Origin of the sequence: Paenibacillus sp. CFBP13512, assembly GCF_005233705.1 — a bacterium.
Taxonomy (GTDB): Bacteria; Bacillota; Bacilli; order Paenibacillales; family Paenibacillaceae; genus Saccharibacillus; species Saccharibacillus nuruki.
In genome coordinates, this window is record NZ_QGAD01000008.1 from 165,081 (window position 1) to 182,611 (window position 17,531).

Below are 17,531 nucleotides of genomic sequence, written 5' to 3' on the forward strand. Positions count from 1 at the left end.
CACTAGCATTTAGTAGTATACATGCGAATAGCTTAAGTATAAAGAATTTGTCTACACCAAAATATCTTTCTCTATGCTAACTAGGTGTTTTTAAAATTGAAGGAGGACATTCATGAACCCCACCGGACAACCCGTACAGCTCAAACCGAATTACAAAATTCTCAGTGTACTCGCTGCTGTCGGACTGGTATTATTTTTGCTTTTACAAGTATTCCCTTCCACTGCTTCAGATACGTTAGAAGTGCAACAAGTGAATATCATCAGTCAGGAAAAAGCGATCGAAAGCGCTAGAGCGTTTGCCAGTGACACATTGGTATTACCTGATCTTCCCGCCCCTTCAGTAACGTATCATACGAATGCTGAATTAAGCGGTTATGTAGCCAAAGAAAAATTAACACAGACGTATATGAAGAAGTTAGAAAAAGTAGCTCCTTATGATGTATTCCGTGTTCATTATCCAGATGTGGGTACTGGAGATGCACTTGATATTGATGTACATATGAATACCGGTAAAGTGGTTGCTTTTTCTATGTATGACAACCAGACAGGAGCATCACAACCGTTCAGTCTAGATCCTACGGCAACTACGGAAAAAGATGAATCCGTTACACTGGCTGAAAAGCAAGAACAAGCACAACCTATTTTAAAAGCACTAGGATTTGATGCAGGACAATTAACATTACAGACTAAAGGTAATGAGCAAGATTTACTGTATACTGCCGCAGATGGCAAATTAGGTGATAGTCAATTACAACTCAAGTTCACCTATGAATATGGACAAATTCGTTCCTTCCAACCGGTATTGACTCCACCGGATACGTATACGGCTTATGTAAAAGAACAGACTGCTTTAGCTGGCTGGTTAACAGCTTTGGGTTATGGATTGTTCACTCTTGTACTCGGTGTACTCGCGATTGTATTCGGCGCACTCAAACGCAGACATACTTCATTTAAACGGGGTATTGTGCTAAGTGTAATCTATTGTGCAATTTCTATATTTAGCGTTGTGAATATGTGGCCTATTTTAGTAGATATTACTTTAGGTGAATCCAACAAAATCGTTTCTTATGTGATTATTGGTCTACAATTAATATTAAATATATTGATGGCAGTTTTACTCTACTTCTCTTTTGTAGGTGGAGATGGATTATGGAGAGAACGAGGAATCAATATCTGGCCACGTTCCAAAGAAATCGGTTATGGTAAATATGTATTGCATAGCGTAGCTGTAGGTTACTTGTATGCACTTATTTTACTAGGTGTACAATCCATTATTTATTTAATCTTAGAAAATGCGCTAGGTGTCTATTCTGCTACCGATGATACGAGTTCGCCTTATAATATGATCTATCCAGCCTTATTCCCATTATTAGCATGGATGGCAGGGATTGGCGAAGAAGCGGTCTACCGTCTATTCGGAATTGGCATGTTGAAGAAACTGTTACGCAATACATTTGTGGCTTGCTTTATCACGACGATGATCTGGGCGCTTGGACATACGTTATATCCAATCTATCCAATATATTCACGTCCGATCGAGTTACTATTTATCGGTTTATTGTTTAGCTTTATCTTCTTACGATATGGTTTTATTGCAGCCGTATTTGCACACGTTATATTTGATAGTATATTGATGTCGCTCAGTCTGATTAGTATGGGTGGAATCGTCAATATCTTACTCGGTGCATTCTATATTGTTTTACCCGCTATTGTGGCTATCATCATCTATACTTTTACCAAAAATAAAGGTGTCGAAAATGCTTATCCACCTTATGTACCGCCTGCACCTATCCCTCAAGTGTATTATGATCCTACACAAGGACAGCAGCAGTATCCAGATCATCCGCAACAATTTCAACAGTATTCTAATCCAGTTCCACCGTCTGAACATGACAATAAACCAAAAGAGTAGCCATTAGGCTACTCTTTTTTTATCTATATTTTGTTGATTGTAGGGAGCTATTATAATCATTGTATTGATATTGTTGGTGCATTTATTCTTCTTTTAAAGCATCCAAAATCTGCTTCGCTAATTTGTCCCCGATACCCAACTGGCGGAAATCGTCTACACTGGCTTCTCTGATTTTTTTGAGTGAACCAAAGTGCTTCAGTAACAACTTACGACGTTTGTCTCCGATTCCTGGGATACTGTCCAATTGCGAAGTAATCATCGATTTGCCCCGTTGTTCACGGTGGAATGTAATCGCAAAGCGATGGACTTCATCTTGAATCCGTTGCAATAGATAAAATTCTTGACTATCTCTTGCTAAGTTCACCGGTTCTGCTGGATCGCCCACCATCAATTGAGAGGTACGGTGCTTAGAATCTTTGACCAATCCACAGACTGGAATAAATAGACCTAGCTCATTTTCCAATACATCGGTTGCCGCTGAAATTTGTCCTTTACCACCATCGACAACGATTAGATCAGGCATCGGTAGATTTTCTTTTACCACACGTTCGTAGCGACGGCGAATCACTTCACGCATGGTTCCGTAATCATCTGAACCTTCAACGGTACGTACTTTGTATTTACGGTATTCTTTACGAGCAGGCTTACCATCTATAAATACAACCATCGCAGATACCGGATTGGTTCCTTGAATATTCGAGTTATCGAATGCTTCAATACGTTCCAAACTTTCTAGACCAATCGCTTGTCCTAGATTACCTGCGGCTTTGGACGTACGTTCTTCATCACGTTCAATTAAGCGGAATTTTTCGTCCAGAGACACTCTAGCATTATCTTGTGCCATCGTCGTCATCTGCTTTTTGAGTCCACGACGAGGGATCAATACTTTAACTCCTAGCCATTGTTGGAGAGCGGCTGCACTGCTTGAAGGATCAGCTTGTTCGCCACTTTCTGCTTGTGCATCCTGTTGTTCATTACCAAGTGCTGCTTCAGAAGCATTAGCAGCTTCTGCTTGCTCTACAGACTGTTCTGTCGTGTGAACAGCATAAGCGGTTCCTTCTTCTGCTACACGGTCACTCATTACTTCTGAGGTCGCTTGCTCGCTATCATCCAATCCTGCTTGTTCTGCATGATCTACAGCTTCATCCTGAACATCATTTTCTTCATCCACAATCACTTCTTCAACAGGCAACATAATCTCCTGTGGCATCGCTGGATTTTCGCTATAATACTGAGTCACATAAGACATAAAGTCATTATACGGCTCTCCATAGAAAGGGAACACAGAAGCATGACGTTCAATCATTTTACCTTGACGCATATACAGAATCTGTACACACATCCAGCCTTTATCGACAGCAAAACCAAATACATCACGATCTTTGGCATCTGCCATCGTGATTTTTTGTTTTTCCATCAGAGCGTCGATATTAATGATCTGATCACGCAATTCTTTAGCACGCTCAAAATACAAATCTTCAGCGGCTTCTTCCATTTTACGTTGCAACTCTTTTTTGATCTCTTCATGACCACCACTCAAAAACTTGCTGATTTCTTGCTTAATCTCATCATAGGATTGTTGAGGCACTTCGAACTCACAAGGTGCCAGACATTGCCCCATATGATAATACAAGCAGACTTCTTTAGGCATCGCTTTGCATTTACGCAACGGATACATACGGTCTAACAATTTTTTGGTCTGTTGTGCTGCAAACGCATTAGGATACGGTCCAAAATATTTGGCTTTATCTTTTAAAATACGTCGCGTGACTTCCAGACGTGGATGCGCCTCATTGGTAATTTTGATATATGGAAAAGTTTTATCATCTTTGAGCAGTACATTGTATTTAGGCTGATGCGTTTTGATCAGATTACATTCTAAAATAAGTGCTTCCATATTGCTTCCAGTCACAATATATTCAAAATCACGAATATCAGCAACAAGACGTTGCGTTTTACCATCGTGACTTCCTGTAAAATAAGAGCGAACTCGATTTTTGAGTACTTTCGCTTTTCCTACATAAATAATTGTACCTTCACGGTTTTTCATTAAATAACAACCCGACAGATCGGGCAACAATGCTAGTTTGTTACGAATATTGATCATCGCTTGTTCTTGCTCTTGAATAAGATCCATATGAGAGTCCATAAATCTCTCCTTTCTAACGATATAGAACAAATGTACCCTAATTATACAACTAAAAAACCCCCGGTGCATGACCGGAGGTTTTACATAAGCTAGTCGTATACACTCACTTATGTCTATTGGTAATTCATATGACTTATGATAAAGACTCTTGATGAGTAAATCGGCAGGATTTACGTGTATATGGAATTACTAATTATTGGTGTTTTGCAAGAATAGATTTAAGAGCATCTTTAGAATTCAAACCTACTACTTTATCTACAGGTTGACCGTCTTTGAAGAAGATCATTGTAGGAATACTCATAACACCAAAACGTGAAGCTGTTTCAGGGTTCTCATCTACGTTTACTTTAGCGATTTTAACACTGTCGCCTACTTCTGTAGATAACTCGTCCAAGATTGGAGCAAGCATTTTACAAGGTCCACACCATGGTGCCCAGAAATCCACCAATACTGTTCCTTGTCCTTCAACTTCGTTTGTGAAAGATTGATCAGATACATTAACGATAGCCATGTGAAATATCCTCCTTGAGTAACTTTTATTTTGAATTAATATTATTTAAACATTAAACAAGTATTGTCATTGCTGACTCTTTTATTATAACACAACATTGGTCATTCCGAAACAGATGTTACGATTTATTCATAATTATCTTTCAATTAGTAAGTATTGTATCATAAATAACGAAATAGGCATACTAGCTATTGCTCATTCCGCCCCGTTTGTTTTCACCTTCAACCCGAATCACTTTTACAAAAGGACTAATTCGGTTCATCAAACGTTCCCCTTTGTAGAACTCTTCACCATCTTTATTCGTAAAACTCAAATGCTTTTGCAGATCAGCTAATGAATAATTAGACGTGTAAAAAGTAGGTTTGCGATTCATTCGATAATTTAGAATCGAACCCAATACATGATCCCGTACCCATGAACTTAGATTTTCAGCTCCAATATCATCAAAAATCAACAGATCGGTATGCTTCATAATATCCATCGTTTCTTTCATCCGATTATTATCCTGGAACATTGACTTCAAGTCTTCTACAAAGTCAGGCATATACACAATAACACCGGTATGACCCACTTTGGCTAATTCATGTAACAGATACGAAGCCAAAAATGTTTTACCTGTTCCAAATCCACCTTCTAAATATAAGCCATGTGGCGATAATCCATTTTGCTTGGTTTCACTAATATATTGAAAAATCTGTACCACAGCAGGTACACGATTCGAATCTTTAGCAACAATTTCTTTGGGATTATACCCTTCATTCAGCGCGCGTTCATCAATATAGAAGCTATGAATACGCTGTTTGACCTGTTGCTCATGTTGTCGTGTTAATTGTTTATGACAAGGTGTTTTGCGATCGTATAACTTGGGTCCCGACTCTGAAGGCTCTACACTTAATTTGGTGTAATGTCCTTGAAAATCATTGGGACAGTTATCCAATCCCGGGCAGTTATCACAATGACCACGGTCGCCTACATATTGATACAGCTTACTAAGGTTCGTCATGAGTTCCTGATCGGTAAGCTCTGGATGCTCTGCTCTTAGTTCCAGCACAAGCGGATCACTGAGTAGACGCGCGGCAATCTTTTGTGACTCTTCCCGAAAGCGCGGACTTTTCATCTGCCGTAACAGATCACCGAGGGATTCCATGGCAGTTTGCCCCTTCCTTTTACATTCACTCAGCTATTGGTCTTTTGGACACGATCTTGTCCAGATTGCATTTGTTCAGCTAACCGCATCGCTTCTGCAATTTCTTCATCAGACACGATACTTGAACCTTCACGCGCACTTTTGACAATCGGAATCTCCGGTTTGGCATTAGGCGCTCGATTGTATGTTCGTGTATTGGTACGTTTATTACCGCCAGCGGTTCCACCTTTGGCTTGTGATTTCGCTTGATCACTGATTTTGAGATCTAGCTTATTCTGTTCTCTTACATAACGAACCGCTTTTTCATACGTATCGACTTGTTGATTAAGCATATTCGTCACGACCCAATCGACAAATTTACTACTTAAGCGTTCCCCGGGTTGAGACATTTTGATTGCCAATAAATAATGGATCAGTACATTAACCACTTCTTCAGACAATTTATAATTAATATCGACATGTTCGAATATATCATTCACACTATTAGGCACGCTACCGGGATAGAACATTTCCAGAACGCGCGTATATGGTTCATTGCGTAGAATTGTATTATATTGATGAATATCGCATTTGCTTGTAAATTGACGCGGTACTTCCAGATAATACTCCATTTCGACTGCATATTCTACAGGTAAATCTTGAGATTCTTCTTTTTTCTCTTCTCGTAATGAGATCACTTTAGCTTCGTGAATCTGGCGTTCTTCTTGACGCTTTTTCCCTTGACGGAATTGCAGATTAGCACGGCGCTGAATCTCATCTTCAGCCAGCTCACCTTTGGCATCAAAAACACCATCTTCATCTAACATCCGGCAAATATCTTGAATATCCAAACGATATTTATAAGCAATATAACTCAGTACATTCATCTGCTCTGGAAGAAAGCGTAATTTTTCTACATATATACGGTTACGAGAACCACGCGGGAAATAACGAATAATATCTGCATAGTTAATCAGATCATCTTCACTTAGCTTCGGCTGACTGCTACGCTGTTGTGCACTCACTTCAGTTAACGCCTGTTCTAATTCATAATCGATCACATGCGTATTTAATTCAAAAATATCATAAAACGGTTGTGAAATATTTTCTTTCTGAACTGTACTATCACCCCAGCCATCAGGCTCTTTAGCTAAAAAGCGTTCCCGTAAAGACAACACAGCGAATTTGCCGATTTTGTCCCGTAATAACAATGTTAAATGTTGTGTGCGGAAAAACTCACTTGGTGATAGCGGCTGTTGTAATTCATATTCATATATATAATCATCCTGATCGGGAAAGTATACTCGATTGGTCTGTAATAACCCTACAGCTTCTAATAAAGAAGTCTGTTCGACCAAAAATTTACGTCCATGTTCCCCCGGTTCAAGCCCTAAAGTTAAAAATAAACGACGCTGTTGTTCTATAGGCGAATAACCGACTTGCTGTGCTTCGACATGTTCACACAATAATCGATACACACTAATCGCAAAAGCCCCTGTTAACGGTTGATAAACCAGACTGAGCATCCGTTCATCCAGCGCACCTATACCGAATTCGCGGTATACGCAATATCGATGATTTTCAGTAAAATGAAGTAGATTCTTAATGCGCATGATCCGCCCCCTCTCTTTTTGCTCCTGTGCATGCGGAATTCTATTCTAACACAAATCTTGAAATTTCAATGCTGAAAAGAAAGGTGAATTTGGAACATAAACACCCTCGATCTCCATAACAATCATCCTTTTGCGCCATTACGCTAGAAATGAATATATTTTATACAATGATCGATTGAAATAAACATAATGATGAAGTAACCATGAACAGACTGTGAAGTCAATTGCTCTGTATCGACTCCTTCGGTTACAATAGATCAAGATGTGTAAGCACGATATGACCTAAAAACGGATTCCACTAATATATAGGAGTGATTTTATGAATGAAGCAGTAGAAACGCTTGAAGGCTGGTATGCATTACATGATTTTCGCACTATTGATTGGCATGCTTGGAAAGCAGCAGATGATGAAGAACGTGCCGGTGCAATCGACGAGTTAAATGCATTGATTCATGATTGGCAAGCTGTCAGCAACGATGGCAGTGGGAGTACGGTTATTTATACTGTTGTTGGACAAAAAGCTGACTTTATGATGATGCATCTACGTGAAACGTTAGAAGATTTAAATGCGATAGAAAATGAATTTAACAAAACCACTTTCGCTAGCTTTACGAAGAAATCATATTCGTATGTAAGTATTGTAGAACTTAGCAGCTATATGGCTAGTCATGTGGAAGGCGATCCGATGGAGAATCCACATATTCTGGCTCGCTTGAAGCCAGCTCTACCTGATTCTCGTTATATCTGTTTCTATCCGATGAACAAAACGCGTAATCTAGGAGACAACTGGTATATGCTTCCGATGGATGAGCGTCGTGAAATGATCCGTAGTCATGGATTGATCGGACGTAGTTATGCAGGTAAAGTGAAGCAAATCATTACGGGTTCCGTTGGATTGGATGATTGGGAATGGGGCGTAACGTTATTCGCTGACGATGCACTTCAATTCAAAAAACTAGTATACGAAATGCGCTTTGATGAAGCAAGTGCTCGTTTTGGAGAATTTGGTTCTTTCTATGTCGGTAGTATGCTAGACACCGCTAAATTCGAAGAAATGCTCAAACTTTAAAATAATTCAGTCTACATCACAAAATAAATACGTGTAGAATTAAAAAACCTTTTTGCTATCTTTATGGATAGTAAAGAGGTTTTTTATTTGAGCATTTTTAGAATATATACCTATTTTTTAGTGCTCAAGGCTTAAAAAACAAATGAAAAATCCTTAATCACAGATTTTCGTGTCGAAAAATATACATAAATGCAGATCAACTGACGATATAAGGAACAATTACAAATCAAATTTATCCAAGAAAGTCATTTTATATACGTATAGAAAAGAGGGATACTTATGACGTTAAAAGTAAAATTGATCTTGTTAGTAATGGCTACTGCGATTCTAATCGCTGTTCCGATTGGATGGTCAGCGCTGTATATTATCAAAAATGAATCCACCAAATCGATCAATGCTACGCTTCAAAATACAGTATCCCAAGCAGTTACTCAGGTGAATGGTTGGATCAATACCAATAGCAAAGTGATCGAAACTTTGGGTTCTGTAATCAACAAAACGGTTCCTATCAATCAGATCACTTTAAAGCATCTGCAAGTATATCAAGACCCTTCTAATGCAGGGAGTATATCTGATGTTTATTTTGGACTGGAAGATGGCACTTTCCTAGATGGAAGTGAATGGATTCCTGACGCTGGTTATGATGCAAGACAACGTCCATGGTATCAAAAAGCCAAAGAAACCAATACTTTGTCTATCAGTGACCCTTACCTTGATGCCACTACCGATGATTATGCCATTTCGATTGCTGTTCCTTTAACCAACAATCAAGGTACATTTGCTGGCGTATTATCTGAAGATATTTTACTTTCAACAATTACCGATTATATTAACAATATTAAAGTCAGTGGTGGATTTGCGTTTTTACTCGATCAACATGGGAATGTAATGTCTCATCCTGATGCTACTTTTATCAATAAACCTCTTAAAGAACAAGCCGACTATAGTGCTATTGCCGATACATTAATCAGTCAACCGTCAGGCAGTACCGAATACAATTATAAAGGCGAGCCTCAATTATTGTATTACAGTAAAATTCCGGGTACCAACTGGATCGTTGCTTCTTCTACCTCCAAACAATTAGCTTTTGCTGAATATACACAATTACGAAATCAATATACGATTGCTATTATTGCATTGACCTTATTATTTGTAGCCTTTGCATTCTGGGTAGCAGTTCGAATCGTCAAACCGATTATTGGACTGAAAAAAAGTGCTCAACAATTAGCAGAAGGCGATCTTACTGTACATGTTCCAGTCAAAGGAAAAGATGAAGTTGCAGAACTCGCTATTGCGTTTAATACAATGTCTACAGCGCTTCGTCATTTGATTCAAACGGTGTCGCAATCGGCTCATGGAGTTAATACTGCTTCTCATGAAATGTATAATAATGCTTCAAATTCAGGCGATATTGCCGGACAAATTTCTACCGTTATTGAAGAAATTGCTCGAGGTGCTGTTGAGCAAGCTGAATCGATTCAATCCGGTGCTGAAATGGTGATGACGATGACCGATTCACTGGAAACGGTAGCGGCAAGTGCTAATCAAGCGGCTCATATGATTAAAGAAGTCAACGAAGCGATGGATCGAGGCACCCAAGCGATAGCGCAACAGACGATGCTTTCACAAGCAGGACAAGCTTCAACCGAGCGTGTCGAACATTCCAATAGTATCTTAATTCAGAAATTAGATGAAATTGCTCAGATCACAAATGTCATTCGAGCGATCAGTAGCCAAACGAATCTACTTTCTCTGAATGCAGCGATTGAAGCAGCTCGTGCAGGGGAACATGGCAAAGGGTTTGCTGTTGTGGCAAGCGAAGTACGCAAGCTAGCAGAACAAGCTTCTCACTCGGCTTCGGATATCGATAACCTATTGATTCAGTTAAATGAAGCAGGCAAACAAAGTTCATTAGAATTGTCTTCATTCCGTACTACAACGACTCAACAGCAACAGTCTGTCGATGAAACTAAATATTCATTTGAACATATTCGCCAATCGGTCGATGGGATTATTGCTCGTATAGGTCATGTGTCTGAAGGGGTTACGACGCTTAAATATAGTGCTAATCAAGTATCTGATGTCATTACAGGGCTTGCAGCTGTATCGGAGCAAAGTGCAGCTTCTACAGAACAAGCAGCTTCTTCTACTTTGGATCAGACTCAGTCGATTGCAAGTATCTCTACTTCATCCAAACACTTATCTGAAAGTGCTAATCATCTATTACAAGAAATTGGACAATTCAAAATCGAAACCGATGACTCATCCTCTACTTCTTCTCCAATCCATAACAAGTAAATATAGTGTTCAATCAAGAGCCAAGTTCTATTAATGAACTTGGCTCTTTTATTATATGTAAATTCATGCACTCTTTACTTTACCACCATTTTTATCCATTTTAAAATTGAATCATTAATTATTAGGTATAAAGAATCATTTATGTGACAAAAATAGCAAATATGGGCAGAAATTTGTCGGAAAAGATAACTAAATGCAGTTGGAATGACGATATAAATAACAAGCAACTAGACGGTATTCATATTCGTTCATTATTTTTATATACGTAGAGAAAAGAGGAGTATGTATGACTTTAAAGGTAAAATTGATTTTGCTTGTTATAGCCACTGCGATTCTTATTGCTGTTCCTGTGGGCTGGTCTGCACTGTATATCATCAAAAAACAAGCAACTCAATCTGTAGATGCAGATGTAAAGAAAACAGTAACTCAAGGGGTAACCCAGATCAATGGTTGGATTAATACCAATAGTAAAGTAGTCGAAACATTAGCTTCTGTGATTAATACTACTGTTCCTTTAGATCAAATTACATTAAAACATCTACAAGTCTTTAAAGATGAAAGCAATGCCAAAACAATCTCTGATATTTATTTCTCGTTAGAAGATGGTACTTTTCTAGATGGTAGCGATTGGGTAGCTCCTGAAGGTTACGATGCTAGAACAAGACCATGGTATCAAGAAACCAAAAAAGCTAACAAACTATTTATCAGTGCTCCTTATGAAGATGCCGGTACCAAAACGTACAAAGCTATATTTATTGGCGCTCCTCTAAAAGATCCTCAAGGTAACTTTGCTGGTGTTATTGCGGAAGATATCTTGTTATCTACAATCACCAGTTATATCAATACACTCAAAACAAATAACGGCTTCACATTTTTGATCGATCCTAATGGTAATGTAATGTCTCATCCCGATGAATCATTTGTAAACAAGCAATTGAAAGATCAACCGGATTATAGCGGTATCGCCAATACATTGCTTAGTCAAAATTCAGGTAGTGTTGAATATACTTATCAAGGTGATCCTCAATTACTATATTATGAAAAAATTCCAGGAATCAATTGGGTTGTTGCTTCATCCACTTCCAAAAAATTAGCTTTTGCTGAATATACTCAATTACGCAATCAATACACAATCGTGATTATCGCCCTTACTTTATTATTTGCTTTACTTGCTTTCTGGGTAGCGGTTCGGATGGTTAAACCTATTATCTTGCTTAAGAAAAGTGCACAGCAGTTGGCTGAAGGTGATTTGACAGTTGTTGTAGCAATTAAAGGCAAAGACGAAATTGCACAGTTAGGAACTGCTTTTAATACCATGTCTGCCGCTCTTCGTAACTTAATTCAGACCGTTGCGCAATCTGCGGTAAGCGTGAATAAAGCTTCTGATGAAATGTACAATAATGCTTCTAACTCGGGCGATATCGCCGGACAAATTTCTACTGTTATTGAAGAAATTGCTCGTGGAGCAGGAGATCAAGCAGAATCGATCCAATCAGGTGCTGAGATGGTTATGGATATGACCGGATCACTTGAAAAAGTAGCTGCAAGTGCTGATCAAGCGGCTCATATGATCACACAAGTGAACGAAGCGATGCAACGGGGAACACAAGCGATTTCACAACAGACTGCACTTGCTCAAGCAGGACAAGAATCGACACAACGGGTAGAAGCATCGAACACCATTCTATTGAAAAAATTAGACGAAATCGCACAAATCACGAATGTTATCCGTGAAATCAGTAACCAGACTAATCTATTATCCCTCAATGCAGCGATTGAAGCGGCACGTGCAGGTGAACATGGAGCAGGATTTGCAGTTGTTGCAAGTGAAGTGCGTAAGCTAGCAGAACAAGCTTCTCACTCGGCTTCGGATATTGATGCGCTATTGATTCAGTTAAATGAAGCAGGTAAACAAAGCTCGTTGGAACTTTCTTCATTCCGTGATACTACCGTTCAACAACAACAATCGGTAAATGAAACGAAAGATTCATTTGAACACATTCGTTATTCTGTAGACGATATTATTTCTCAAATCGGTCATGTATCTGATGGCGTGACTTCTCTCAAATCAAGCGCAAATCAAGTATCCGATGTTATTACAGGGCTTGCTGCGGTATCCGAAGAAAGTGCAGCTGCTACCGAAGAAGCTGCTTCATCCACTATCGAACAGACTCAATCGATTGCAAGTATCTCTACTGCATCCAAAAATCTGTCTGAAAGTGCGAATCACTTATTAAAAGAAGTGGGACAATTCAAAATTGAAAGCGATTCTACTCCATCTTCTTCAGCACCAACTTCAAATCAATAAGTTAGATAAAAAAACAAAAAAAGCGAGGTTCCTCAACAGGAACCTCGCTTTTTAGTTAGCATTTCAAATCAGACTTCTTCAGACAAATCCTGATCACGTTCTAATGATGCCATATATTCCTGATCATCACGATCTCGTGCACGGCTTTTGTCTTTCAAACGTTCGATCGCTGGTAAGATTAGAATATCGATTTCTTTTTGAACAGGATAAGCAAGATCATAACGACCCTGCTCTTCCAAAAATCCACCTACTTCTATTAATCCGTTATAACGATCCAGCTCTTCACGCGTAAGAAGCCCACGTACCTGAACGCTACAATGACGCATCTTATAAGAATTTCCCTTTTTTCATAACAAGCGATACGCCGCCAATGATAAACAAGTAACGGATATCGATTACTTTTTTCAATTGAGCTGCTACAAAACCTTTAAGTTTGCGATCTCCAACAACACCTACTGCTTCGCCTTTACCAAGCGATGCTACAGTACCTTTGTTGCTGAATACAAATTTCTTAGGTTGTTGTCCACGAATAGCTGCTACGATGTTTTGTGCACAAAGTACACCTTGTTGCATCGAAATTTGAGCTGTTGGTGGGTAAGGACGACCTTCTTCATTGAACATCAATGAGCTATCGCCAATGATGTATACATTTTCGTGTCCTGGTGCACGCAAGTATTCGTCAATTTTAACGCGTCCGCGCATTGCTTCGAATCCAGCTTGTTCTACTAGACGGTTACCACGGATACCACCTGTCCATACGACAGTGTTTGCATGGATTTTTTCAGAATTTTCACCAACGATAACACCGTCAGTTAGACATTCTTTGATCGCAACACCAATTTTGAATGTTACGCCTTTATTTTGTAGAACTTTCATAGCATATTCAACCAATTCAGGATCGAAACCTGGCAATGCTGTTGGAGCTGCTTCTACATTGTACAATTTAACTTCAGAACGGCTAATGCCATGAGTTCTGCACAATTCTTGTAGACGATCAGCCAATTCACCGATAAATTCGATACCTGTGAAACCTGCGCCACCGACTACGAAAGTCAAACGCTCTGGTTTTTTATCTACTTTGTAAGCTGTAAATTGAGCTTCAATGTGATCACGGATTTTACGTACAGAGTTGATACTGCGAATAGTCATCGCATTTTCAAGCATACCTGGGATACCGAAAGTTTCTGGTTCGCCACCTAGGCAAATGATCAAGTGATCATAAGACAAAGTTCCGTCTTCCAAAATAACTTTTTTCTCTTGTGGGATGATTTCTTGTACGTTTGATTTTACAACATCAATTTTGAACTCATCCACCAATTTGGAAATTTGCTCACGCGCGTTATCCAATTTGTCTGTACCTGCTGCTGGCATGTGCAAGTGTGTTGTAAAGTAATGATAGTCATGGCGGTTAACCAAAGTTACGTCAGCCTCATTATAATTTAGATCTTTTTGCAAACGTTGTGCAGCAAGAATACCTGCATAACCTGCACCCAAAATAACAATTTTAGGAATGCTACTCATATTCATTTTCCCCTTCCAATGATTCACTTAGAATGTATTTCATTGAAGTACATCGCCTACATTAATACTTGGTAAAGATCATTAATAATAGACTTTGCACTGAAACGATAAAATCAGTTAAAATAGTTAATACCCATATATAACCATGATTGCTCCGTATACTTTCATAAAATTGTGAAAATATACACAACAGTAGACAAATGATTATATTCACCTATAAAAGTGCAATAGGATATGTCACATTATATTGTACTCTTTCTAGCGGATATGTTCAAAAAAATTTATGTTTTCTGAAAAAAATGTTTTATTTTCGTCACAAAACATCATTAGCCCAACTGAAATGATATCTATTTTTCTTTGAAATATCAAGAGTAAATTTAATTTTTTATCTATCTTTTTATATATTTTTGTGCATACGAAAGATATTTTTTGTTTACTTTGCGCGTTCCAATAAAAAGGATATGAGCTGTTTTGAGAATTGTCGTTTTAAAAATATTCTCTTTATGATATATAATTGGGTGAGATCGAACTAATTTACGGAGGTGCTTGTGAAGTGTCATCTACAACAAACAACGAACTAAGCGATATTATTATTATTGGTGGAGGGCCTGCCGGGATGTTTGCTGCTTTTTATGGCGGTATGCGTCAAGCGTCAGTGAAACTAATCGAAAGTATGCCTCAACTAGGCGGACAATTAGCTGCCCTTTATCCTGAAAAATATATTTATGATGTAGCTGGATTCCCGAAAATTACAGCGCAAGAGCTGGTAAACAACTTACAACAACAAATGAATCATTTTGATTCTGATATTCGTTTGGAAGAAAAAGTACTTAATGTAGAAAAGAAAGCAGATCGTCATTTTGTAGTGACTACTGATAAAGGTACACACGAAAGTAAAGCAGTGATTATTACAGCAGGCGTAGGCGCATTTGAACCTCGCCGTCTTGATTTACTGAACGCAAGTCATTTTGAGAAAACAAATCTACACTACTTTGTCAGCGACTTGAGCCGTTTTGCAGGTAAAAAAGTATTGATCAGTGGTGGAGGCGACTCCGCAGTCGACTGGGCATTGATGATCGAACCGATCGCTGCTGAAGTATACTTGATCCATCGCCGTGACAAATTCCGTGCCCACGAACACAGTGTAGAGAACTTGAATGCTTCTGGCGTCAAAATCATTACACCTACAGAAATTACTGAACTACACGGTGAAGATACGATTGAACGTGTTACTCTTTCTCATGTAAAAACCAAAGAAACGCAAGAAATCGAAGTCGATGATGTTATCGTCAACTTTGGCTTTATCTCTTCATTGGGTCCGATCGCTGAATGGGGCATTGAGATCAATAGTAACTCTATCGTGGTCGATTCTCGTATGGAGACCAATGTAGAAGGCATCTTCGCTGCTGGCGATATCACGACTTACCCTGGTAAGCTCAAATTGATCGCTGTCGGTTTTGGTGAAGCGCCTACCGCTATTAACAATGCTAAAGTCTATGTAGATCCTGATGCAAAATTGTCTCCAGGACACAGTAGTAATATGAAAATGTAGTTCCGTTTTATCCCTGCTCTTTTCTTCACTGGATCAAGAATCCATGGGGAAAAGAGCATTTTTTTGTGGTTTTGCGAAATGTTCACCTTTTACTTGGATTACACCCCTCAATATGTCGTATAGTAAACATAAGATTATTTAAAATTTGCAGGAGGTGCCCTTCGTGAGTGTTGGTGTGTTTATTTTTCTTCGTATTATTATCGTGCTCGTATTATTAGCCATTGCTGGACTTGTATTTGCATTGAGTCGCAAATTTTTCAAAGAAAGTCGTAAAGGAGCAGGAATCGGCTTTTCTATTTTTGGACTACTGATTATTTCATTGATTGTACAAACGATATTTAACTTTAGTCTGATGAAGTAAATTAAAGGAGGTATGCCTGTGCAGTGGTTAGCGATGATCACGATGCTAACCGATCATTTGGGGTATGCTTTCTTTCCCGATGAACGGTATTTGCGTGTTATTGGTAGAATAGCTTTTCCGATCTATTGTTATTTTCTAGTACTCGGTTATCAACGTACACGAAATGTACGCAAATATACGATTCGGTTACTTCTAATTGCAGCTTTATCACAACTTCCTTTTATGTACGCTTTTGATATTACTAATTTAAATGTGGTCTGTACATTATTTATTTCCTTGCTTTTAATGATTGTAATTGATAAACTATCCCTGAAATATTTTCCGGTTTCGCTTCTTCTAATTCTTATTGTAGGTTGGTTGGCAGATCAGCTACATATGGATTATGGGATGTACGGCGTTCTGCTTGTATTGGTATTTCGTTACACGACCGGGTATTGGGTGATTGTCGCTCATTTGGCACTCACTGTTGTTTTTGTCCTGTTTGGAGGGTTTTCAGATATTCAGGTATTTAGTGTGCTGGCTACGGCTTTAATTGCTATTCATCTAAATTTGTATCCAAAAACAAAGCTTTATTCACCTCCACGCTGGATATGGCGTTCGTTTTATCCCGCACATTTAGCTATTATTGCGATCATACGTTTGGTATTTTAACAAATACAAATCGGGAATATATCACTTCCCGATTTTTTTCTGTCTTTTCGTAAAAAACCATCGCCTTATGAGTGCATCTTAGAGTATAATCGTTAGCGGAAGTCATCTGTCGGCTATAGGCAGTTTTAAATATAGGAAGGGGAACCCCCATGAAATCGAACAAGAAACACACACTTACTGAAGATATGGACTTTTTCACCGCTGGACTGTCTGGCAGTCTTATTACAGTATGGCAGGAAGATCCTGCTGGCGTATATTGTGAAATTGGACGTGGTTATGTAGAAGCTTATACGAACGAAGCTGTTCGCGTGCGTAACTTACAATCTGGAACCAAAAGCTTGTATTCTCGTGAATCAACAATGTTTCAAACCGATTGATTCATACTTAATATGATATCCAAAAGCCAGTTGTCTGCTTTTTCTTTATGAAGAGGAAGCGAGAAACTGGCTTTTTTGTGTTC

14 protein-coding genes are annotated in these 17,531 nt (G+C 38.7%); 8 read left to right on the forward strand and 6 right to left on the reverse strand.

Translation table 11 applies throughout. The annotated features are described in order from the left end of the window. Positions 1–112: 112 nt before the first annotated feature. Positions 113–1,912: a CPBP family glutamic-type intramembrane protease gene (locus PaeCFBP13512_RS13590; RefSeq protein WP_069326239.1), complete on the forward strand. Its 1,800-nt coding sequence runs from the start codon at positions 113–115 to the stop codon at positions 1,910–1,912. 82 nt (positions 1,913–1,994) lie between these two features. Here PaeCFBP13512_RS13590 and uvrC read toward each other — a convergent pair whose 3' ends face one another. The 4 genes from uvrC to PaeCFBP13512_RS13610 form a co-directional block, all read right to left on the reverse strand. Next, entirely contained in the window at positions 1,995–4,061 is a 2,067-nt protein-coding gene (gene uvrC, locus PaeCFBP13512_RS13595) for an excinuclease ABC subunit UvrC (RefSeq protein WP_137223741.1), read from the reverse strand. Positions 4,062–4,254: 193 nt separating this feature from the next. Then, positions 4,255–4,608, reverse strand: coding sequence for a thioredoxin (gene trxA, locus PaeCFBP13512_RS13600; RefSeq protein ID WP_273594606.1), 354 nt, complete (start codon positions 4,606–4,608; stop codon positions 4,255–4,257). A gap of 148 nt (positions 4,609–4,756) precedes the next feature. Further along, a complete protein-coding gene (dnaI, locus tag PaeCFBP13512_RS13605) occupies positions 4,757–5,719 on the reverse strand; it encodes a primosomal protein DnaI (protein WP_137223743.1) in 963 nt (320 codons plus the stop codon). Between the two features lie 29 nt (positions 5,720–5,748). Further along, positions 5,749–7,311 carry a helicase DnaB gene (locus PaeCFBP13512_RS13610; protein WP_069326235.1) on the reverse strand — a complete coding sequence of 521 codons (1,563 nt, stop codon included), beginning with the start codon at positions 7,309–7,311 and terminating at the stop codon, positions 5,749–5,751. A 319-nt stretch (positions 7,312–7,630) separates the two neighbouring features. Between PaeCFBP13512_RS13610 and hemQ the strand changes: the two genes are divergently transcribed. The 3 genes from hemQ (at position 7,631) to PaeCFBP13512_RS13625 (ending at position 12,986) form a co-directional block, all read left to right on the forward strand. Next, a complete protein-coding gene (gene hemQ / locus PaeCFBP13512_RS13615; RefSeq protein ID WP_137223745.1) occupies positions 7,631–8,380 on the forward strand; it encodes a hydrogen peroxide-dependent heme synthase in 750 nt (249 codons plus the stop codon). Positions 8,381–8,659: 279 nt separating this feature from the next. After that, positions 8,660–10,678 carry a methyl-accepting chemotaxis protein gene (locus tag PaeCFBP13512_RS13620; protein WP_137223747.1) on the forward strand — a complete coding sequence of 673 codons (2,019 nt, stop codon included), beginning with the start codon at positions 8,660–8,662 and terminating at the stop codon, positions 10,676–10,678. Between the two features lie 286 nt (positions 10,679–10,964). Beyond that, positions 10,965–12,986 (forward strand): methyl-accepting chemotaxis protein, encoded by a 2,022-nt coding sequence (locus PaeCFBP13512_RS13625; protein ID WP_069326232.1) that lies wholly within the window; start codon positions 10,965–10,967, stop codon positions 12,984–12,986. Positions 12,987–13,054: 68 nt separating this feature from the next. Here PaeCFBP13512_RS13625 and PaeCFBP13512_RS13630 read toward each other — a convergent pair whose 3' ends face one another. Together PaeCFBP13512_RS13630 and PaeCFBP13512_RS13635 are read right to left on the reverse strand one after the other, a co-directional pair. Continuing rightward, positions 13,055–13,312: a hypothetical protein gene (locus PaeCFBP13512_RS13630; protein WP_069326231.1), complete on the reverse strand. Its 258-nt coding sequence runs from the start codon at positions 13,310–13,312 to the stop codon at positions 13,055–13,057. Position 13,313: 1 nt separating this feature from the next. Further along, a complete protein-coding gene (locus PaeCFBP13512_RS13635) occupies positions 13,314–14,507 on the reverse strand; it encodes an NAD(P)/FAD-dependent oxidoreductase (RefSeq protein WP_069326230.1) in 1,194 nt (397 codons plus the stop codon). 553 nt (positions 14,508–15,060) lie between these two features. Here PaeCFBP13512_RS13635 and PaeCFBP13512_RS13640 point away from each other — a divergent pair. The 4 genes from PaeCFBP13512_RS13640 (at position 15,061) to PaeCFBP13512_RS13655 (ending at position 17,448) form a co-directional block, all read left to right on the forward strand. Next, complete coding sequence (locus tag PaeCFBP13512_RS13640) at positions 15,061–16,059, forward strand: NAD(P)/FAD-dependent oxidoreductase (protein ID WP_137223749.1); 999 nt, start codon at positions 15,061–15,063, stop codon at positions 16,057–16,059. Between the two features lie 163 nt (positions 16,060–16,222). Further along, the gene (locus PaeCFBP13512_RS13645; protein ID WP_069326228.1) at positions 16,223–16,420 is read left to right on the forward strand and encodes a hypothetical protein; all 198 of its coding nucleotides are present in this window, start codon (positions 16,223–16,225) and stop codon (positions 16,418–16,420) included. Between the two features lie 12 nt (positions 16,421–16,432). Beyond that, entirely contained in the window at positions 16,433–17,071 is a 639-nt protein-coding gene (locus PaeCFBP13512_RS13650) for a TraX family protein (RefSeq protein ID WP_241669374.1), read from the forward strand. A gap of 149 nt (positions 17,072–17,220) precedes the next feature. Beyond that, entirely contained in the window at positions 17,221–17,448 is a 228-nt protein-coding gene (locus tag PaeCFBP13512_RS13655) for a hypothetical protein (protein WP_069326226.1), read from the forward strand. The last annotated feature ends 83 nt before the right edge of the window (positions 17,449–17,531 follow it).